This is a genomic window from Pseudooceanicola atlanticus, assembly GCF_000768315.1.
Classification (GTDB): domain Bacteria; phylum Pseudomonadota; class Alphaproteobacteria; order Rhodobacterales; family Rhodobacteraceae; genus Pseudooceanicola; species Pseudooceanicola atlanticus.
Genome location: NZ_AQQX01000002.1, coordinates 638,170 through 657,661, shown reverse-complemented (window position 1 = coordinate 657,661; position 19,492 = coordinate 638,170). Strand labels below are relative to the sequence as shown.

General features: G+C 63.2%; 21 protein-coding genes. 3 read left to right on the top strand and 18 right to left on the bottom strand.

Translation table 11 applies throughout. The features are described from left to right. Positions 1 to 35: 35 nt before the first annotated feature. The 14 genes from ATO9_RS07250 to ATO9_RS07185 all read right to left on the bottom strand — a co-directional run bounded on the left by ATO9_RS07250 (position 36) and on the right by ATO9_RS07185 (position 12,845). Entirely contained in the window at positions 36 to 500 is a 465-nt protein-coding gene (locus tag ATO9_RS07250) for a PTS sugar transporter subunit IIA (RefSeq protein WP_043747227.1), read from the bottom strand. Between the two features lie 45 nt (positions 501 to 545). After that, entirely contained in the window at positions 546 to 1,115 is a 570-nt protein-coding gene (gene hpf, locus ATO9_RS07245) for a ribosome hibernation-promoting factor, HPF/YfiA family (RefSeq protein ID WP_043747226.1), read from the bottom strand. A gap of 257 nt (positions 1,116 to 1,372) precedes the next feature. Beyond that, positions 1,373 to 2,131 (bottom strand): LPS export ABC transporter ATP-binding protein, encoded by a 759-nt coding sequence (gene lptB / locus ATO9_RS07240; RefSeq protein ID WP_043747225.1) that lies wholly within the window; start codon positions 2,129 to 2,131, stop codon positions 1,373 to 1,375. A 2-nt stretch (positions 2,132 to 2,133) separates the two neighbouring features. Further along, positions 2,134 to 2,613: an LptA/OstA family protein gene (locus ATO9_RS07235; RefSeq protein ID WP_043747224.1), complete on the bottom strand. Its 480-nt coding sequence runs from the start codon at positions 2,611 to 2,613 to the stop codon at positions 2,134 to 2,136. Positions 2,614 to 2,623: 10 nt separating this feature from the next. Then, on the bottom strand, positions 2,624 to 3,232 hold the full coding sequence (lptC, locus tag ATO9_RS07230) for an LPS export ABC transporter periplasmic protein LptC (protein WP_043747223.1): 609 nt from the start codon (positions 3,230 to 3,232) through the stop codon (positions 2,624 to 2,626). Further along, positions 3,232 to 4,191 carry a KpsF/GutQ family sugar-phosphate isomerase gene (locus tag ATO9_RS07225; protein ID WP_043747222.1) on the bottom strand — a complete coding sequence of 320 codons (960 nt, stop codon included), beginning with the start codon at positions 4,189 to 4,191 and terminating at the stop codon, positions 3,232 to 3,234. The genes lptC and ATO9_RS07225 overlap by 1 nt, the downstream gene beginning before the upstream one ends. Beyond that, the gene (locus ATO9_RS07220) at positions 4,188 to 4,802 is read right to left on the bottom strand and encodes a ribonuclease D (protein WP_043747221.1); all 615 of its coding nucleotides are present in this window, start codon (positions 4,800 to 4,802) and stop codon (positions 4,188 to 4,190) included. Before ATO9_RS07220 ends, ATO9_RS07225 begins: the two co-directional genes overlap by 4 nt. A gap of 135 nt (positions 4,803 to 4,937) precedes the next feature. After that, positions 4,938 to 7,187, bottom strand: coding sequence for a coiled-coil domain-containing protein (locus tag ATO9_RS07215; protein WP_156127812.1), 2,250 nt, complete (start codon positions 7,185 to 7,187; stop codon positions 4,938 to 4,940). Then, complete coding sequence (locus tag ATO9_RS07210; RefSeq protein WP_043747218.1) at positions 7,184 to 8,161, bottom strand: hypothetical protein; 978 nt, start codon at positions 8,159 to 8,161, stop codon at positions 7,184 to 7,186. The genes ATO9_RS07215 and ATO9_RS07210 overlap by 4 nt, the downstream gene beginning before the upstream one ends. A gap of 154 nt (positions 8,162 to 8,315) precedes the next feature. Beyond that, positions 8,316 to 8,813, bottom strand: coding sequence for a MarR family winged helix-turn-helix transcriptional regulator (locus ATO9_RS07205; protein WP_052418153.1), 498 nt, complete (start codon positions 8,811 to 8,813; stop codon positions 8,316 to 8,318). A gap of 150 nt (positions 8,814 to 8,963) precedes the next feature. Beyond that, positions 8,964 to 9,377: a RidA family protein gene (locus ATO9_RS07200; RefSeq protein WP_043747216.1), complete on the bottom strand. Its 414-nt coding sequence runs from the start codon at positions 9,375 to 9,377 to the stop codon at positions 8,964 to 8,966. Beyond that, a complete protein-coding gene (locus ATO9_RS07195; RefSeq protein ID WP_043747214.1) occupies positions 9,374 to 9,823 on the bottom strand; it encodes an acyl-CoA thioesterase in 450 nt (149 codons plus the stop codon). The genes ATO9_RS07200 and ATO9_RS07195 overlap by 4 nt, the downstream gene beginning before the upstream one ends. Continuing rightward, the gene (locus tag ATO9_RS07190; protein ID WP_043747213.1) at positions 9,820 to 10,563 is read right to left on the bottom strand and encodes an SDR family NAD(P)-dependent oxidoreductase; all 744 of its coding nucleotides are present in this window, start codon (positions 10,561 to 10,563) and stop codon (positions 9,820 to 9,822) included. Before ATO9_RS07190 ends, ATO9_RS07195 begins: the two co-directional genes overlap by 4 nt. Then, entirely contained in the window at positions 10,560 to 12,845 is a 2,286-nt protein-coding gene (locus tag ATO9_RS07185) for a bifunctional salicylyl-CoA 5-hydroxylase/oxidoreductase (RefSeq protein WP_043747211.1), read from the bottom strand. Before ATO9_RS07185 ends, ATO9_RS07190 begins: the two co-directional genes overlap by 4 nt. A 420-nt stretch (positions 12,846 to 13,265) precedes the next feature. Between ATO9_RS07185 and ATO9_RS07180 the strand changes: the two genes are divergently transcribed. The 3 genes from ATO9_RS07180 to ATO9_RS07170 are packed head-to-tail and all read left to right on the top strand — an operon-like array spanning position 13,266 to position 15,926. Then, the gene (locus ATO9_RS07180) at positions 13,266 to 14,468 is read left to right on the top strand and encodes an acyl-CoA dehydrogenase family protein (protein WP_081979480.1); all 1,203 of its coding nucleotides are present in this window, start codon (positions 13,266 to 13,268) and stop codon (positions 14,466 to 14,468) included. Positions 14,469 to 14,491: 23 nt separating this feature from the next. Next, the gene (locus ATO9_RS07175; protein ID WP_043747209.1) at positions 14,492 to 15,406 is read left to right on the top strand and encodes a LysR family transcriptional regulator; all 915 of its coding nucleotides are present in this window, start codon (positions 14,492 to 14,494) and stop codon (positions 15,404 to 15,406) included. A gap of 1 nt (position 15,407) precedes the next feature. After that, a complete protein-coding gene (locus ATO9_RS07170) occupies positions 15,408 to 15,926 on the top strand; it encodes a flavin reductase family protein (protein WP_052418152.1) in 519 nt (172 codons plus the stop codon). On the opposite strand, the gene ATO9_RS07165 is transcribed toward ATO9_RS07170, so the two are convergent. Genes ATO9_RS07165 through ATO9_RS07150 form a run of 4 tightly spaced genes read right to left on the bottom strand, consistent with a single transcriptional unit; the run spans position 15,927 to position 19,477 of the window. Further along, on the bottom strand, positions 15,927 to 16,739 hold the full coding sequence (locus ATO9_RS07165) for an ABC transporter ATP-binding protein (RefSeq protein ID WP_043747208.1): 813 nt from the start codon (positions 16,737 to 16,739) through the stop codon (positions 15,927 to 15,929). It lies immediately after the preceding gene. Beyond that, entirely contained in the window at positions 16,736 to 17,617 is an 882-nt protein-coding gene (locus ATO9_RS07160; protein ID WP_043747207.1) for an ABC transporter ATP-binding protein, read from the bottom strand. The genes ATO9_RS07165 and ATO9_RS07160 overlap by 4 nt, the downstream gene beginning before the upstream one ends. After that, entirely contained in the window at positions 17,614 to 18,477 is an 864-nt protein-coding gene (locus ATO9_RS07155; RefSeq protein ID WP_043747205.1) for an ABC transporter permease, read from the bottom strand. The genes ATO9_RS07160 and ATO9_RS07155 overlap by 4 nt, the downstream gene beginning before the upstream one ends. Then, positions 18,470 to 19,477 (bottom strand): ABC transporter permease, encoded by a 1,008-nt coding sequence (locus tag ATO9_RS07150; RefSeq protein ID WP_043747202.1) that lies wholly within the window; start codon positions 19,475 to 19,477, stop codon positions 18,470 to 18,472. The genes ATO9_RS07155 and ATO9_RS07150 overlap by 8 nt, the downstream gene beginning before the upstream one ends. Positions 19,478 to 19,492: the final 15 nt, after the last annotated feature.

The following is a 19,492-nucleotide window of genomic DNA, read 5'->3' as shown; positions in this document are numbered from 1 at the left end:
CCGAGCGCGGGGCCGTCAGGACCAATGAGCTACCGTCAGGCAGCCTGGGTATTCTGATCCTGCGTCAGCAGAGCATAGAGCGTCGCCGGATCATGGTTCGCCCGCAGCTTGTTGCACAGGTCGGCACTGCGCAGGGTACGTGACACCAGCGCCAGCGCCTTCAGATGTTCCACACCTGCGGCTTCGGGCGCGAACAAGGCCATCACGACGTCGACGGGCTGGCGGTCGACCGCGTCGAAATTCACGGGCTTTTCCAGCAGAATGAAGGCGGCCGACATGTCGGTCACCTCGGCCAGGCGCGCATGGGGCAGGGCCACGCCATTGCCCACGCCGGTCGGGCCCAGGCTCTCACGCTCCATCAACGCCTCGATCACGAGGGTGGAGTCGTAGCCATAGACACCATGGGCGAGCTCGCCGATGTCATGCAACAAACGCTTCTTCGACGACGCCGAGGCAACCACCTTGATTGCCTCGGGTCTCAGGATCTCTGAAAGATTCATGTACCCTACCGTGGAGCTTAAGGGGCCCCCTTCGGCCCCGTCTGCTCAGTTGCGCGGGTCGATCCAGCCGATATTGCCATCATCGCGGCGATATACGACGTTGACCCCGTCCTTACCCTCGTTTCGGAACACGAGAACCGGCGCACCTGCAAGCTCCATCTGCATCACCGCTTCACCAACGCTAAGAGAGGGGATCTTGGTCTCCATCTCTGCCACGATGATCGGCTGCAGTGTTTCGGCTTCGGCTTCCACGTCGTCCTGCTCCGCGGCGAGGATATACGAGGAGGCACCCAAAAGTTCAACAGGTTCCGAGCGTGCCTTGTGATGGTCCTTCAACCGGCGCTTGTAGCGGCGCAACTGCTTGTCCATTTTCTCGCAAGCATCGTCAAAAGCGCCATAGATTTCAGTGGCATGTGCCTTGGCGGCGGCATTCAGCCCAGAGCTGAGGTGAACCGTGGCCTCGCAGACATATTCGTGGCCGGACTTGGAAAAGATGACGGTGGCGTCGGTGGGGCGCTGAGAATATTTCTCCATGACCGACCCAAGCTCCGTTCGGACGTGGGTCTGCAGGGCCTCGCCCACATCAATATGCTTACCAGTGACTTCGTAACGCATTCCGTCTCCTTTTCTTTACACTTCGCACGTGAACCGGGCGCGGAAAGCCCCCGGAATTCAGGTTCGAATGCTACGGAAAAACAGGCGCATCTCGTTGATCTCGCGCAATTTTCGCAAGAAAACTGTCTGAAGGATCAGGAGCGGATGCAGGCCTGTCATACCTCTATATGAAGGGAGTGTGGCGGCACCTGTCAATGGATCTCATGCGCGATGGTTGGCAAGAGATTGCAGGAGTTCGCGCCGCGGCGCAGCGAATCTCAGGAAATGCGGAAGCTGTCGCCCAGGTAGACCCGGCGCACGTTCTCGTTTTGCACCACTTCGTCCGGCGTTCCCGACATCAGGACCTTGCCATCGTGCAGAATATAGGCGCGATCGACGATTTCGAGCGTTTCACGCACGTTGTGGTCGGTGATCAGGACACCGATTCCCCGCTTCTTCAGATCGGCGACAAGGTGGCGGATATCCGCGACCGAGATCGGGTCGACCCCGGCAAAAGGTTCGTCCAGCAGCAGGTATTTCGGATCCGCGGCCAGGCAGCGGGCAATTTCAACCCGGCGTCGCTCACCACCCGACAGGGCCAGGGCTGGGGCGCGGCGCAGATGCTCGATCGAAAACTCGGACAACAGCTCTTCCAGCCGCTCCCGCCGCTTGTGACGGTCCGCATGGGTGATGTCGAGAATCGCCGAGATGTTGTCCTCGACCGACAGGCCGCGAAAGATCGACATTTCCTGCGGCAAGTAGCCGATACCCAGCCGGGCCCGCCGATACATCGGCAGGCTGGTCACATCGCGCCCGTCCACGGTGACCTTGCCGCCCTCGGGCACGACTAGGCCCGCAACAGCGTAGAAGGTCGTCGTCTTGCCCGATCCGTTCGGTCCCAGAAGGGCCGCAACCTCGCCCTGGTCGACCTTCATCGTCACGTCGCGGATCACGACGCGCTTGCGATAGGATTTGCGCAGATGGTCGATGCGCAATCCCTGATCGCCGGTATGAAGTTGAAGGTCGGGTCGGGCCAAGGTCAGTTCCTTTGGTTCAGCAGCGTCCGGACACGCCCGTCCATCTGCGCCGTACCGGCGTTCAGATCGACCGTCATCTGCTGTGATTCAAGGGTCGACTCACCCTGAACCAGAAGAACATTGCCCCGCATCACCACCATGCCGTTGTCGATATCGTAATCCGCCCGTTCCGCTTCGGCTGCGTCCTCACCGGATACCAGCGTCACGCCGCCGGTGGCTTCCAGCCTCTGGATGCGTTCGCCGTTTTCGTCGTAGACGACAAGGACCCGGGGCGCGCCCAGGCGCATATCTCCCTGGATAATCACTACATTGCCCATGAATTCGGCGGTGCCATCGCCCTGGTTGACGCTCAGGCTGTCGCTCTCCACCTCGACGGGCGCATCGGGATCGGCCCCACCGGAGCCGAAGGCCGTCGCCTGCGCCAGAGCGAGGACAGGCAGGAGAACCATAAGGCTCGCCAAGGCCAGGGAAATGCGTTTCATCCTAAAATCCTCACTCAGACCTCGAGTTGTATATCAGCTTAACGCCGTCGGTGAAAACCATGTCCACGTCAGGCCCGTTCCCGATCGTGGTCACGACCATCTTACCGGCTGTGAAGCGGCCGAAGGGGCCGGTCGCCACGACTTCCCCGTCTGTTTCAGCCTGGATACGGGTCAGTTTGGTGGTCAGGGCTTCGGTTTCCGCGCGGTACCCGGTTGATGAGGCGATCACCACGCTGCCGGTCAGTCGCGCCTCGTCCTCGGGTTGGTCGACGAAGGCAGTGTCGGATTCGAAGGTGATCGAGCTTCCGGTGGTCAGGTCGACACGTCCGCTGAACTCCATCGCCCGCAACCGGTTCAGTCCCTGGCCGACGGGCCGCGCGGTTTCGGCGACAAAGGCGATCAGGTCGCCATTCTCCGTCGCGCCTGCAAAGGTCGGGTTCAGAACCCTTTCCACCAGCCCGTCATCGCCGACCTCGACCTCGGCATAGGGCAAGTCCTGGGTGGCCTCTTGCGTGCGCGACAACAGGAACACCGTCGACAGCAGCGCAAGCGCGCCCAGCGGCAGAACGATCTTCAACCATCCGACCAGCCGCGAATAGCCGTCCTGCGATCTGGCCATCAGCCCAGTCCGACCCGCAGGCAATCATGGATGTGCAGTAGCCCTTCGGCAGCGCCGTCCCCATCCGGGTCCAGCACGAAGAGGCAGGTGATCTTGCGATCGTTCATGACGCCTACGGCCTCTTCGGCCAGCGCATCGGGGGCGATGGTGCGGGGGGCGGCCGTCATGACCTCGGCGGCTTTGTGATCCAGCAGGCCTTCCATGTGGCGACGAAGGTCACCATCGGTGATGATCCCGGTCAGACGACCATCGGCATCGGTCACGCCGACCACGCCAAAGCCCTTGCGGCTGATTTCCAGCAGTGCCTCGGCCATGGGCGTGTCGCCGGTGACAAGTGGCAGCGCGGCGTCGCGATGCATCAGGTCGCGCACACGGCTCAGCATGGCGCCCAGTTTGCCGCCGGGGTGGAATTCGCGGAAATGCTCGGCCGTGAACTGGCGATGTTCCATCAGCGCCACGGCCAGCGCATCGCCAAGGGCCAGCGTCATCGTCGTCGAGGTCGTCGGAACCACGCCCGTGCCGCAGGCCTCGGGCGCGGGGGGCAGGACCAGCGCGATGTCGGATTGTTGCAGCAGCGTCGATCCGGCGCGCGAAGCGACCCCGATCATCGGGATGTGGAACCGGCGGGTATAGCCGATCACGTCGGCCAGTTCCGGCGTCTCGCCGCTATTGGACAGGACCAGAACGACATCGTCCTTGGTCAGCATGCCCAGATCGCCATGGCTTGCCTCTGCCGGGTGCACGAATTGCGCGGGCGTCCCGGTCGAGGCGAGGGTGGCCGCGATCTTGCGCGCGATATGCCCAGATTTGCCCATGCCACAGACGATGATCCGGCCCTTGGCGGCCAGCATTACCTGCACGGCCTCTTCAAAGCCGCCGTCGATCGTGTCGGCCAGGGTTGTCAGGGCGTCGGCCTCGGTCCGGATGACCCGGCGGGCGGTATCGGTGGCGGCGCTCATGAATGGGCGAAGATGTCGGTGTCGGGCCAGCCCATCAGGTCCAGCTGCGCGCGCATCGGCAGGAAATCGAAACAGGCCTGCGCCACATGGGTGCGGCCCTCGCGGGCCAGCCGCTTGTCCAGTTCTTCGCGCAACCGGTGCAGGTAGAGAACGTCGGAGGCCGCGTAATCCAGTTGCGCGTCCGTCAGGTCTGCCGCCCCCCAGTCAGAGCTCTGCTGCTGTTTGGACAGGTCCACACCGATCAACTCCTGGGTCAGGTTCTTCAGTCCGTGGCGGTCCGTGTAGGTCCGCACCAGCCGGCTGGCGATCTTGGTGCAATAGACCGGAGCGGTCAGCGCGCCGAATGTGTTGAACAGCGCGGCAATGTCGAAACGGCCGAAGTGGAACAGCTTCAGTACCTTTGCATCGGTCAGCATCGCGCAGAGGTTCGGGGCCTCGGTCTGACCCTTCTCGATCTGCACGATATGCGAATGGCCGTCGCCCCCCGACATCTGCACCACGCAGAGCCTGTCGCGATGCGGGTTCAGACCCATCGTCTCGCAATCAATCGCCACGACGGGCCCAAGATCCAGCCCCTCGGGCAGGTCACGTTTGTAAAGATGGTTGGTCACGCGCGATATCCTTTGCGGTCTGGGGGTTCTGTAGCCCTCGTCACCGCGAATTTCAATCGCGCGCCATCAGGGGCACGGTGTCATGGGCGGCGTGGCGCCCCAATAGAGCCGAAACGGCGTCAGCTGGGGGTCCATCTACCGGATCTTGAATTCGGCTTTCAGCCCCTCGAATTCAAGGATCAGCGGATCCCCCGGCTTGATCGGCAGGCGATAGCATTCGTCGATGCCCGGATCGTAGAAGTGCATGCCGTCCTCCGACAGTTTCGGCAGGTTCAGGCTGGCCGGAGAGCTGTCGACGCCTTGCCCACCTGCATCTTCGCCTTCGATCGCGATGCTCTGTTCCTCCGTCCGGTCCTTCAACCGCTCCATCGGCAACGCAGCGGTCCAGACGGTGCTACCGACCGGGCCCTGACCCTCGACCGTCAAAGCGATCCCGCCAACGTTCAGCTGCGGTGCCTGTCCAAGCGGTTTGGAGAACGTGACCTCCAGCTGATGTGCCGCGTCCATGTCGCTCAACCCGGCATCTTCCAGGATGACCAGCCGGCGATTGGTGCGCAGCCCCTTTCGGATCGCATTCAGCTCTTCCTCCGCCCGGGCCGACATATCGGCCAGTTCAGAGTTCTTTTTCCGCAATTCGAGGCGGTTCACGAACATCTCTTCGTTGATCTTGTAGATGGCACCGTATTGCGCCGTGATCGTCGCGGCCTCGCGCGTTCGTTCGTCGATTTCCAAACCGACACTATATGCAAAGGCGGCCTTTGCGGTCGCCCCGACGATGCCTACCACATCCGCCGGGCTGTCCGGCACCAGATCACGCAACGTGTTCGGCTTGAGACTGCGCAGACCCGTCGCGACGCGCTTCCAATCCTTGCCCGAGGCCTGCAGCCTTTCGTAGCCCTTGTAGGCCGCGAACCCGACCAGCTTGTCGAACCCGCCCTCGACCGTATCGGTTGCCAGGCTCTTGGCGGCGCGCAGACCGGCCGTTCCTTGCATGGCTGGCGCGGCATCGGCCGCCATCGCCGCGACCTTCTTGCGCACAAGGGCGCGGCCCACCGTAGCCGTTGTCAGCTTGTTCAGGTGTTCGCGAAAGGCCTCCTGCGCGACGTCATCGAACAGTTCTGCTGCCTCCTTACGGATCGCTTCGGCCCCGCGGATCTGCACGGTGATGCGGGTGCGGCGGCTGGCTTCGTCCAGGAATTCGCGGCGCGCCACGTCGATCGCCTTGCCGTGCAATTGGCGGCTGACCCGGTCGCCCACCTGTTTTCGCAATTCGCGGGCGGTGATCTTGCCCAGGGCATCGACGCCCAGCTCTGCCCCCTTGCGCGCCACGGTCGCCGCGCCGCCGGTCAGGGCGACCTCGGCGATGACGACGCCGATATCGATGACGGTCGCAATCGCGAGGTTGGTGTTTTCCAACTCGCCAATTTCCTTGTAGAGCGTCGCGAAGCGGGTGTTCAAAGCGATCTGTTGGTCGTTGTAGGCCCGGATCTGCTTGGTCAGCTCCTCGATGACCTCGTCATTGCGCTTGATCGTGTCCTCGGCCGTGCGCCGCGTCGCCTCCATCTCCGCCATGTCCCGGGCAAGTCGCATTTGTGCGGGATCGGCCGGGGCTGTTTCGGCGCTGCTGCCCTTCACGGGCGGCAAGCCACAGTACCGGTCTGCGGCCTTCTGCGGCAGGGTGTCGGGTGCCCAGGCGGCTTCGAAGACCACACCGTCTGGCCCGATCACGCGGACCTTGTCGACAACCGGCGGCAACGTCTCGTCCGAGGCCGTGCGGAATGCTTCGAACGCGGCCTCCTGCGCCTTCAGGCTGTCGGCCACCCCCCGACGCAGCAGGTCCAGCCGCGTCCGCATGTCAAAAATGTCGGCATCCAGGCTGGTAACCTCGGCTGTGTGATCCGCGTCCAACTCCGCCGCTTGCAACGCCTCGTTCCGCTTGTCCAACTCCGGGCGCAGCGCGGCGCGTTTGGCGGTCAGTTCGGCTATCTCTGTCGACAGGGTGGCCAGCGCCTGGCGGGTCTGATTGACCTCGGCCCGTGCAAAGACGCGGGGGTTATCGAGCATCTCCTTCCAGCGGCCCTGGAGGATCGCTTGCTCGCGGCCGCGCCAGCGGATGGCGCCGGCATAGCCGGTATCCAGTTGCAGCAGCTTGTCACGCTGCACCTCTACCCGCGCGACAAGATCGGCGCGTGTCTGGGTCAGTGTCTTCTGTCGCGTCTCGGCTTCCTCGATCTGCTGCTCAAGCGTCCTGATCCGTTTCGCAAGATCAGCCTGCCGCGCGTCCTCTGCCAGGTAAGCGGCCCGCGCTTCGGTCACCGGATTGGCAATGGCGGGCAAGCCCGCAAGCAGCGTTCCAAGCAAGGCAAGGATAACGGGGCGCATCATTCCTTCCTCTTCGGATCATCCAGGATGACGGGGCCCGAGCGGAAAATCTCCGGCGCGTCCGATGTCGCAAAGACACGGACGCTGCGGCTGCGATCCTCGGAATAGCGCAGCGGTACTTCGAAAAATCTCGCGCTGGTCGGTTTGTCGAATTCCACCTCCACCAGGAAGGGTTTGCCGTAGCGCAGTTGCGGGTCCTCCGACCGAATCCACCGACCCTCATCAAAGGTCAGCACCGTCAGCTCTACCGGGGTGACGGTGCCGAAGTTGAAGGTCCGGATCAGCGTCTGGTCGAAGAGACCCAGAATATCCGGGCCTGCGGGGATGGCCGCGACAGGTTCGGGCTCGAAATGCATGCAGCCCATGAAGAGGTCCGTCCGCTGCGCCTCGCAATACGCAACGCGCCGGTCCGCCAGGGCATCCAGCCGTGCGTCGACATGTTTGAAGGTTTCCTCCATCCGAAGGCCGTCCTGTTTGACCTGCTCGAGCAGAGCCTTAAGGTTCTCCGTGTCGACGCGATCGGTTTTTGGTGGGGAATGGGCGGCCAGTTGTGCATGAAGCTCTGCCAGGATTTCACGATGACGCAGACGCCACGGTTCGACCCGACTTGCGATCGGGTCTTCCTGCCCCAGCCAGAGGTCGAAGGACTTGCTGCTGAGTTCGAATTGCATCCGTAACGACGACAACGCGACCTCGGCGGAATAGCGCAGTTGCAGCCCGACCGGGTCGCCCGTCCAGCCTTGGCCGTTCACGTCGGGCATCTCGGGAATCGTCGGCATGGCAATGTCGGGCACGCTGATGCCGGGGCTGGGCAAAACGGTCGGCGGCACGATGATCGGTGCGGGGGTGTCCAACATGACGCCGGGCGTGGTCGGGATTGGCGGAACGGGGACAAGCTCGCCCGCGGGTTGCGCGTGGAGCTGCACGGGAAGGACCAGCCATGCCGCCAGTACCAAGGGGAACCTGCCATCCGTCATGCGAAATAGCCCGGCGTTTCAGGGCCGGATCCAAATTACCAATGGCGGAAGGATAGCAGACAGCCTGAAAACCACCAAACCGGTTGGTACGCTGCCATGAAGCAGCGTCAGGTGACCGCGCTGTCAGACATCACCGGGGGGTTTCCGAGAAGCGTCAGCCCGTGGCGGATTGCTTCTCGTCGCTTGTCTGGGTGCCGTGACGGATATCCAGCATGATCGACATGCCGCGGGCCGCGTCGGCCTCGGACACGCTGCCGAACATATCGTTGATCCAGGTCATGTGTGCGGCGGCCATGTCATCCATCAGGGCGCGGCCGGTTTCGGTGATGCGGACGACGATGGCGCGGCGGTCGGTGGCCAGGCTCTGCCGTTCGGCGAGGCCATCGGCGACCAGTCGGTCGACCACGCCGGTGACATTGCCATTGGACACGATCAGGTGCTGGGACAGTTCGCTCATCTTCATGCCTTCGGGCTGGGCATGCAGCGCGGCCAGCACGTCGAAGCGCGGCAGGGTCGTGTCATAGCCCGAACGAAGCCGCTCTCTCAGCACGCCCTCGACATGACGAACGGCCTTCAGCATCTGCAGCCACAGACGAAGCCGGTCGACCGCGATCCGGTCGGAGTGCTGAAAATTCGGTGCCGTGTCTTCCATGGACCGCGACCTCTCACAATTTTAAGATGCGTTATTTCGGGTATCAACCATTCGAACCGATGAGTAAAGGCCGCGCGGCCCCCTGTCAGGGCCACACGGCCTTGTCGACGTGGCGTTCTTGCGACGCTCCCGCTAGGGGAGCGCCTGGGATCATGCCTCGGGGACGACCGCGGTGGCCTCGATCTCGACCCGGGCCTCGTCTTCCATCAGGGCGACGACCTGCACGACGGCCATGGCGGGGAAGTGGCGGCCGATAACCTCGCGATAGGCGGCGCCGAAGGCCTTGAGGTTGTTGTTATACTCGGCCTTGTCAGTGATGTACCAGGTCAGCCGCACAAGGTGTTCGGGCTTGGCACCCGCCTCGGCCAGGACGGCGACGATGTTCTTCAGGGTCTGGCGGAACTGCCCGACCATATCCGTCTCGATCCATTCCTGGTTTTCGTTCCAGCCGACAAGCCCGCCGGTGAACACCATGCGGCCCTCTGCCAGGATCCCATTGGCATAGCCCTTTGCGGGCACCCAGCCGTCCGGTTGCAGGAAAGTATGGGGGGTCAGGGCGGTCATGCGGGTGTCCTCATCTCGGGGTCTTCTGATGCATCAAGGAAACGGGTCATACGGGTACGCGCGGCATCCGGCCAGGGCTGCGACTTGCCGCCACCGGTTTCCGCATGCACGATCGTGGCGTTGCAGACAAACCGTGTCTTGCCATCGCCACTACAGGTTATCTCGAACGTGGCCGACGCGCGGCCAAGCCGTTTGATCACCAGGCTGAAATCCAGCCACTCACCCAGGTAGGACGGATTGGAAAACCGGACGTCGATCTGCCCCATAGGGGTGCCGAAGCCGCCGGTACTCGCGCCCATCGTGGTCCAGCCATAATCGATCTCGTCGGCGAGAAAACGTTCCACCGTGGCCGAGATCATTTCGAAATAGCGCGGGTAGAAAACCATGCCGGCCGGGTCGCAATGGTTGAACTCGATCTGGCGGCTGAGGACGAACCGCTCGGTCATGTTTCGCCTCCAGACACGGAAATGCATTGGCCGGTGACCATGTCGCTGCCCGGCCCGCACAGCCATAGAACGGCCTGAGCGACGTCTTCGGGCGGAACGAGCCGGTGCATCGGGTTGGTCGCTTCCAGCGAGGCGCGGGCTTCTTCCCGGGTGCGGCCGGTCTTTTCGACGATGTTTGTGATCGATTGTTCCGTCATTTCGGTATCCAGGAAACCGGGGCAGACGGCATTGGCGGTGATCCCCTTGCGCACCAGTTCCAGCGCGACGGATTTCACCATGCCCACGACGCCATGCTTTGCGGCGGCATAGGGCGCGACATAGGGATAGCCCTTCAGCCCGGCGGTCGAGGCGATGGCGATCAGACGGCCCCAAGGCTTGTCCTTCATCGCCTTCGCGCCCTCGCGCAGGGTCAGAAAGGTGCCGGTCAGGTTCACGTCGACCATGCGCTGGAATGCGGCCAGCTCGGTCCGGGTGAACGGCGCGCTTTCCGATGCGCCGGCATTGGCGATCACGATATCCGGGGTGGCCTTGGCGATTGCGTCCGAAATGGCGGCTTCGTCGGTAATGTCGCAGACCGTGCCGGTGATGCCAGGATGCCTGGCGGCCATGTCGTCCAGCGGGGCTTGCCTGCGCCCGCAGATCGTCACGCTGGCGCCTTCGGCGGCCAGCGCAGACGCGATGGCGGCCCCGACGCCGGAGCCGCCACCCGTGACGAATGCCGTTTTACCGGCGAGGCTCATGTCGCCATGGCCCGTGCGCGTTCTGCCAGGGTATACGCTTGGCGCTTGCCGCCCTCGTAGGGCGCGGGCCATGCCTGTTCCTGGTCATCCAGCTCGACCGCGGCATGCAGGGTCCAGTACGGATCGGCCAGGTGCGGACGGGCCAGCAGAACGAGGTCCGCGCGGCCGGCCATGAGAATCGAGTTCACGTGATCCGGTTCATAGATGTTGCCGGCCACAAGCGTCGGCAGATCGATCTCGTTGCGCACGCGGTCGGCGAAGGGAACCTGGAACATGCGACCATAGATCGGCTGTTCCGCCTTGTCGGTCTGGCCGGAGGACACGTTGATCGCATCCGCACCGGCATCCTTGAACATCTTGCCGATCTTCACGGCCTCGTCCGGAGTGACCGCGTCATCGCCCATCCAGTCATGGGCCGAGATACGGACCGTCATCGGCTTGTCCTCGGGCCATTCGGCGCGCATCGCCTCGAACACTTCCAGCGGGAAGCGCATGCGGTTTTCCAGCGATCCGCCATATTCGTCGTCCCGCTTGTTGGTCACCGGCGAGATGAAGGAGGCCAGCAGGTAGCCATGGGCCGCGTGCATCTCGATCATGTCGAAGTTCGCGTCTTTCGCGGCTTTGACGGCGGCAATGAACTGGTCCTTGACCATGTCCATGTCGGCACGGTCCATCGCCTTGGGCACGACGTTGCCTTCCATCAACGGAATGGCCGAGGCCGACAGCAACGGCCAGTTCTCACCCTCGGGCAGCGCCTTGTCGATGCCGTCCCAGGCCAGTCGGGTCGACCCCTTGCGGCCGGCATGCCCGATCTGGGCGCAGATCTTGGCGTCGGTTTCCTCGTGCACGAAGTCGGTCAGGCGGGTGAAGGCATCAACCTGCTCCGGCCCGATGCAGGGGCAGCCCGGGGTGATCCGACCTTCCATGCTGACACACAGCATTTCGGTGAAGACGAGCGAAGCACCGCCCTTGGCGCGTTCGGCGTAATGCACGAAATGCCAGTCGGTCGGCATGCCGTCCTTCGCCTTGTACTGGGCCATCGGGGACACGACGACGCGGTTCTTCAGCTCCATGTCGCGCAGCTTGAACGGGGCAAACATCGGACTGCGGGTCGAATTGCTGCCCACGCGGGCCTGGAACCAGGCCTCGGCCGAGGCCAGCCATTCCGGATCCCGCAGGCGCAGGTTCTCATGGCTGATCCGCTGCGACCGGGTCAGCAGGGCATAGTTGAACTGCATCATGTCGAGGTCGATGTAACGCTCGATTTCCTCGAACCACTGGGTGGAGTTCCGCGCGGCGGAGGTCACGCGCAGCACCTGAAGCTTGCGCTCGTCCTGGTAGCTTTGCAGCGCGTCCTGCAGCGGCTTGTCGCTGCTCAGTTCGTCGGCCAGCATGATGGCGGATTCCATGCCCAGCTTGGACCCGGACCCGATGGAGAAATGCGCGGTGGCCGAGGCGTCGCCCAGAAGCACGACATTCTCGAAATACCAGTTCTCGCAGGTCACGCGCGGGAACTGGATCCAGGCCGACCCACGGACGTGGTTGGCATTGGTCATCAGGCTGTGGCCGCCCAGGTGCTTGGCGAAGATTTTTTCACACAGTGCGATGCTGTCCTGCTGGCTCATCGTGTCGAAGCCGAAGGCCTTGTAGACCTCGGGGCCGCATTCCACGATGAACGTCGCGGTGTCGTCGTCGAACTGGTAGGCATGTGCCCAGATCCAGCCGTGTTCGGTCTTTTCGAAGATGAACGTGAAGGCATCGTCGAATTTCTGATGCGTGCCCAGCCAGACGAAATGGTTGATGCGGGTGTCGATCTCGGGCTTGAACTCGTCGGCATAAAGCGACCGCGTTTTCGAGTTCAGGCCGTCCGAGGCGACGACCAGATCATTGTCCCGGCGCAGCTCTTCGATGGCGTCCGGCGTGATCTCTTTCTGGAACTCGATATTGACGCCCAGATCCTTGGCGCGCTTCTGCAGCAGCAGCAGCATGTCCTTGCGGCCGATACCGCAGAAGCCATGCCCGCCGGAGGTCATGCTTTCGTCGCCGCGGACAACCTTAACGTCGTCCCAGTAGGCGAAGTGATCCCGGATCATCTTTTCGCTGACCGGATCGTTTTCGTCGAAGTTCGACATCGTCTCGTCCGACAGGACGACACCCCAGCCAAACGTGTCGTCGGGCCGGTTGCGTTCGTAGACGGTGATGTCGTGCGATGCGTCCCGCAGCTTCATCGAGATCGCGAAATAGAGACCGGAAGGGCCTCCACCCAGTACAGCGATTTTCATGGCTAATGGTTCCCTGTTTGATGATTTCAGGATAGCGAGTCGGAAAAGTATTTCAAGTATAAAGTAAAATCGCACGGAGCGAGTCAAGTTGGCATTGGCCTGGTTGGACAATGTAACAGGAAATCTGGGATTTAGGGCGAAAATGGCGCTCTTTGGCAGCAGGATACACCCAAACCCATTTTGTTTAGGTGCGAAGCAAATATGACTTTCGGGCGACAGACTTGTCTCAACCGCGCCCAAAGATCGTGCATGTCCCGAGAGAGATGGTTCGCTGCTTACGCAGGTCAACGGCCACAGCGCGCGTTATTCTTGGGGTTATGGCGTAGGTATAACTATTCCGCATATCCTGAATTAGGATTATGAATTTGTGTAATTGACATCTGCGTCGCAGGTTTTGATGATCCAGCAAGGGAACGCAACATGACCATCGCAGAGAAGACACCGCTGAAAAGCGCCGAAGCGGCAGAGACCGTCGATTTCTCCAAACTGACGGAAACCCCTGAATTCGAAACCCTCCTGGCCGAGATCAAGGCCCGCCGCGACCAGTTCGAAACCATCCGCCACATTCCGCGCGACGTCATAGACCTGATGAAGAAGGCGCGAATCTTCCGTTCCGCCACGCCGACGATGTTCGGTGGCGATGCGATGGCCCCGCATCATTTCCTCAAGATGGTCGACAAGATCGGCACCGTCGACGGCTCTGCCGCCTGGGTGTCGGCCTTCGGGTCTGCCAACACCTATACCGCCGCTCTGCCGGTCGAAGCGCAGGAAATCATGTATGCGAACGGCCCTGACCAGGTCTTCGCCGGCGGTCTGCACCCGGTGCAGGAGGCAACGCGCGTCGATGGCGGCTGGAACGTCACCGGCCAGTGGAAATTCGCCTCCGGCTGCATGGGTGCGGACTGGATCGGCGTCGGCATCGCGGGACATGCCGAAGGCGCAGGCCCCGATGACGTGCCGACCGTGATGATGGCCGTCGCCCCGGCAGACGAGGTCGAGATCATCGAAACCTGGGACGTCTCGGGCATGCAGGGCACAGGCAGCCACGACACAAAGGTCACCGACAAGTTCTATTCCGACATGTGGATCTGCGAGCGCGGCGCGCCCGGCGTGATCGACGAACCGCTCTATAAATATCCGGCGCTGGCCTACCAGGCGCAGGTCCACGCTGCCTGCAATCTTGGCCTGGCGCGGGCGGCCATCGAATATGCCAAATCCGTGTCCGGCGCGGCCAAGATCATGGTAGGCCACTCGCGCCTGTGCGACCGAGGTTACTTCCTGTCCGGCCTGGCCGAATGCGAGGCCGATCTGCGCTCGGCCCGTGCGTTCTTCTACGAGGCGGCGGAAGAGGCCTGGGACAGCCTGCTCAAGGGTGATCCGGTGTCACTGGACCAGACCAACCTGCTGCGCATCAGCGCGACCAATGCGGCGCACAAGGGTGCGGCCATCGTCCAGAAGGCCTACCGGATTTCCGGCATGGGCGTCATTAGCAAGAAAAGCGAGATGCAGCGCCACATGCGCGACGCGATGGTGGTGACCCAGCATGCCGCCGTGACCGACATGACGATGGAATCGGCCGGACGCGTTCTGGCCGGGCTGGAACCGCCGCGCGGCTATCCCTGATTCAAGGGGACCGGACGCCCGCCATGGACAACGCCGCGCTGCATCGCTTCGATCTGAACCTGATCAAGGTGTTCCTTGCGATCAGCGAGAGCGGCAACCTGACCCAGGCAGCCAACCGGCTGGGGTTGACCCAACCCGCGGTCAGCCACGCCTTGCGGCGCTTGCGGGATGAATTCGGTGATCCGCTCTTCGTGCGGGTGGGCAACGGGATGGAGCCGTCGCAGACCGCTATCGCCCTGCGCCCCGCCTTCGAACAGGTGATGCGACTGGTCGGCGACACGATGCAGGCCTCGCGGCAGTTCGAACCGGCAACGTCGGACCGGCAGTTCCGGGTGGCGATGACAGATACCGGCGAATACGTGATCCTGCCCCGGCTGATCGCGGCGCTGCATTCGGTGGCCCCGCAGGCCAGCGTGCAATCCATGCGCATCGCGCCGGATGACCTGGGCGCCGCGTTGCGGACGGGTCGGGTCGATGCCGCGATCGGATATCAGCCGGGCCTTGAACAGACCGGCGCCGTCGCGCGCCCGGTTCTGAACGACAAGATCGTCTGCCTGTTCCGGGCCGATCACCCGCTGACCCGCCAGCCCTGGACAGCCGAGTCCTTTGCCGGCCTCAGCTTCATCGACGTGGGCCGCGACGCGACCGGTTACCGGATGGCACGGCAGTTCATCGACGACCTCGGGATACGCTATCGCACGGTGGCGCAGCTCGACCATTTCACCATCGTGCCCGAGATCCTTCGGCGGACGGATTTCGTGGCTCTGTTCCCGCATTCAGTCTGTCGGATGATGAACCGGCACAGGGAATTCGATCATCTGGAACTGCCCTTCGGCGTTCCTACATTCGACGTAAGTTTCTGGGTCGGACAAGCCTTCTCATCCGACGCTGCCCTCACATGGCTCTACGAGCTGCTCCTGACACAGATGGAGGCCTGACATGACCACGCCAACCGACCTGCCCGACATGATCTCGAAGGATGAATTCCGCAGCACCATGGGGCTGTTTGCCGGTGCGGTCACACTGATCACCACCGGCGCTGGCGGTGATCGCCGTGGTCTGACCGCCACGGCGGTCTGCTCGCTCACCGACAGCCCGCCCAGCCTCATGGTCTGCGTGAATACCTCCAGCGGAACCTGCGACGCGATTGCGGAAAACGGGCGGTTCAGCGTGCAGCTCCTGTCCGACGAGGATCAGGACCTCGCCCTGCGCTTTGCCGGGGCGACCGGCGTGGTCGGGGCCGACAAGTTCCTTGAGGGCGATTGGATCGAATGCCGTGGCGGCCAGCCCCGGCTGACCTCGGCCCTGGCCTCGATCTCCTGCGTGGTGGACGGACAGAACACCGTGGGCAGTCATTCCGTCTTTATCGGCCGCATCGTCGAGGTCTGTCTCGCCCCCGAACGTCAGTCGCTGGTCTATGCCCGGTCACGATTCCACGGCCTGAGGGCGAGCGCCTGATCAGCGCTCGAACCAGGTATCGTCCATTTCCGGCAACGGGATCGCCGCCAGCAATTTGCGGGTAACGTCGGATTGCGGATCGTCGAAGACCTGCTCGACCGGGCCGTTGTCGACGATCACGCCGTGGTCCAGCACGATCACGTCGTCGCAGAGATGACGGATCACTGACAGGTCATGGCTGATGAAGGCGACGGTCAGGCCCATCTCCTTCGCGAGCTTGCTTAGCAGCATCAGCACATGTGCCTGGCTGGACACGTCCAGGCCCGACACGATCTCGTCCGCCAGGATAAAGCTGGGACCGACTGCAATGGCCCTAGCGATCCCGACGCGCTGGCGTTGACCGCCGGACAATTGATGCGGAAAGCGGTCGCCGAACTCGGCCGGCAGGCCGACACGGACCAGCGCCTCGGTCGCCTGTTCGCGGGTCCCGCCCAGACCGTAGCGTTTCATCGGCTGCGCGATGATACGCCAGACCTTGTGGCGCGGGTTCAGCGACGACATCGGATCCTGGAAGATCATCTGCAGGTCGCGACGCAACGGGCGCAGCGCCTCTTCGTCAAGTCCTGCGATGTCCTGACCCTTGAACATGACGTTGCCGCTATCGGGGTCGAGCAGACGCACCAGCACCCGGCCAAGCGTCGACTTGCCCGACCCGGATTCCCCGACGATGCCGGTGATCCGCCCCTCGCCGATATCGAGGTCGAGGCCCTTCAGGACCTCGATCCGTGGCGCAGGACCGAATAGCGGCTTGTGCGCCCGGTCGGCAAAGGACAGGTGCAGGTTGCGAACGGAAAAGAACGGTGTTGCGGTCATGATGTCACCGTCATGTAGAGGTGGTCGTCTTGGGCGATCTCGCGGTGCAGGTCCGCCACCAGCTGTGCCGGAACCGGGGTAAAGCTGCGCGAGGGATCGGCCGAACTGGGCGTCGCGTTGATCAGGGCGCGGGTATAGGGATGGGCGGCACCGGAGAAGACCTGCTCGGTCGGGGCGTCCTCCATCACCTTGCCGGCAAACAACACGGTGACTTTCTGGCTGATCTTCGCGACCACGCCCATGTCATGGGTGACGAAAAGCACGGCCGTTCCGGTCTCGCGCTGCAATTCGCGGATCAGCTTTAGGATTTCCTTCTGCACCGTCACGTCCAACGCCGTGGTCGGTTCGTCGGCGACGATCAAGCGGGGCGACGGGGCAAAGGCGGCGGCGATCAGGATACGCTGACGCATCCCACCGGACAATTCGTGCGGATAGCTTGCCATAACGCGCTCCGGCGCCCGGATATGCACGCGGTCCAGCAGCTCGAGGGCGCGGGCGCGGGCCTTGTCGGCGCTCCAGCCATGGATGCGGCGCAACGGGTCGACGATCTGCGGCCCGATCTTGCGCAGCGGGTTGAGCGCGGTGAGCGGATCCTGCGGGATCAGCGCCGACATCCGCGCCACCGTGTTGCGCCGGGTGACCGGGGTCATCGCGCCCAGATGTTCGTTGTCGAGAAGGATCTCGCCTTCCGAAATGCGCACCTTGGGCGGCAGGATGCCCAGAACGGCCTTGCCGATCATCGACTTGCCCGCGCCGCTTTCGCCGACCAGGGCCCGGACCTCTCCGGGCTCCAGGCTGAGCGACACATCGCGCAAAATCCGGGTGCGGTTCGGCAGGTTGACCGTCAGGTTCATGATATCAAGGACAGTTCTGGTCATTGCAGCACCGGATCGAAACGTTGACGCAGACCTTCACCCAGCACCGAGAAGCTCAGCACGCTGAAGAAAAGAGCGATCAGTGGGAACAGCAGAACCCACCAGGCGAAATGGATGGCGTTGCGGCCTTCCGCGATCATCGACCCCCAGGTCGGATCGTCGGTCGAGATCGACAGGTTCACGAAGCTCAGGATCGCCTCGACGATGATGGCGATGCCCATTTCCAGCATCAGCAGCGCGATGATCGTGGGCAGAACGTTGGGCAGAATCTCGGTCCACAGGGTCGAGGCACGACGCGCACCGCCGATCCGGGCGCTGTCCACGTAATCCATCCGGGTCTGGACCAGCGTCTCGGCCCGCACCACGCGGGCAAAGCGGGTCCAGTCGATCAGGGCGATGGCAGCGATGACAGAGGTCAGGCCGGTGCCCATCACCGCGACCAGCAGCACCGCGAACAGGACCGGCGGAAACGCCATCCAGATGTCCACGAGGCGCGAGATGATGCGCTCGGCCCAGCCGCCGTAATAGCCGGCCAGCATGCCCAGGACCGACCCGAAGACGCAGGTGGCAGAGGCGGCGATGACGCTGACGAACAGTGCGATCTGCGCGCCGTAGATCATGCGTGACAGCACATCCCGGCCCAGGCTGTCGGTGCCCAGCCAATAGCCCGGCTCGGATCCGGACATGAAGAAGGGCGGCAGGCGTTCCAGCAGCAGGTCCTGGGCCAGCGGATCATGCGGGGCGATCCACCGGGCGAAGACGGCGACCACGACAAGCAGCGTGACCCAGGAGAGCGGCAGCCAGAGCCGCAGGTTCAGCCCGGAGCCATGCCGGGCGCGGGGGGCGGTGGATGCCTCAGCCATGACGGAGCCTCGGGTTCAGAAGGGTATAGGACAGATCGACGATGAGGTTGATCATGATGAAGATCGCGGCGAACAGCAGAACGATCCCCTGGATCAGCGGCAGGTCGCGGTTGATGACGGCGTCGATGGCCATGTTGCCGAGGCCCTCGTAGGCAAACAGCCGTTCGACGATCACGGTGCCGCCGATCAGGAAGGTGAACTGCACCCCGACCAGCGCGATGGTCGGCAGCGCCGCGTTGCGCAGCGCCTCACGCAGGATCACGGTGGTTTCGGAAAACCCGCGGACCCGTGCGATGGTGGCGTAGTCCTGGACCAGCTCTCCCTTGAGGTTCTGCTTCAGCAGCTGCGCGATCATCGCGGCCAGCGGCAGGGCCAGGGACATGGCCGGCATGACCATGTGCGACAGGGTCGATCCGACCACGTCGAACCGGCCACGCAGTAGGCCTTCAATCAGATAGAAATTGGTGGCGAAGTCGAACTCGATCCGCGGGTCGATCCGGCCCGAGATCGCAAGGACCGGCCAGAGCACGCCAAAGATCAACACGAAGATCAGACCCCAGAGGAAATCGGGGATCGACAGCACCGCGCCGCTGGTCAGGTCCAGCCCGACCTCGGTCCCGGTGCCGCGGTTGCGCGCGCCCAGCACGGCGACGGTGCCCCCCAGCAGCAGTGCGATAACCAGCGCCATCGCGGCCAGCTCCAGCGTCGCGGGAAGCCGGGACAGGACCAGCTGATCCACCGGTTGGCGCAGCGTGATCGAGGTTCCGAAATCGCCCTGGACGACGCCGCCCAGCCAGATGAAGAACTGCTGCACGAGGCTCTTGTCGAACCCGTATAGCGCCGTCAGCCGGGCGATGTCCTCTTCCGAGGCGCCGGGCGGCAGCATCATGGCAATCGGGTTGCCGGGTGCGACGCGGACAAGGGTAAAGACGACGACAGCAACCCCGAACAGGGTCACGATCATCGTCAGCAGGCGGGTGATGAGTGTCTTGAGTAACATGGGACCTCGGAAAAT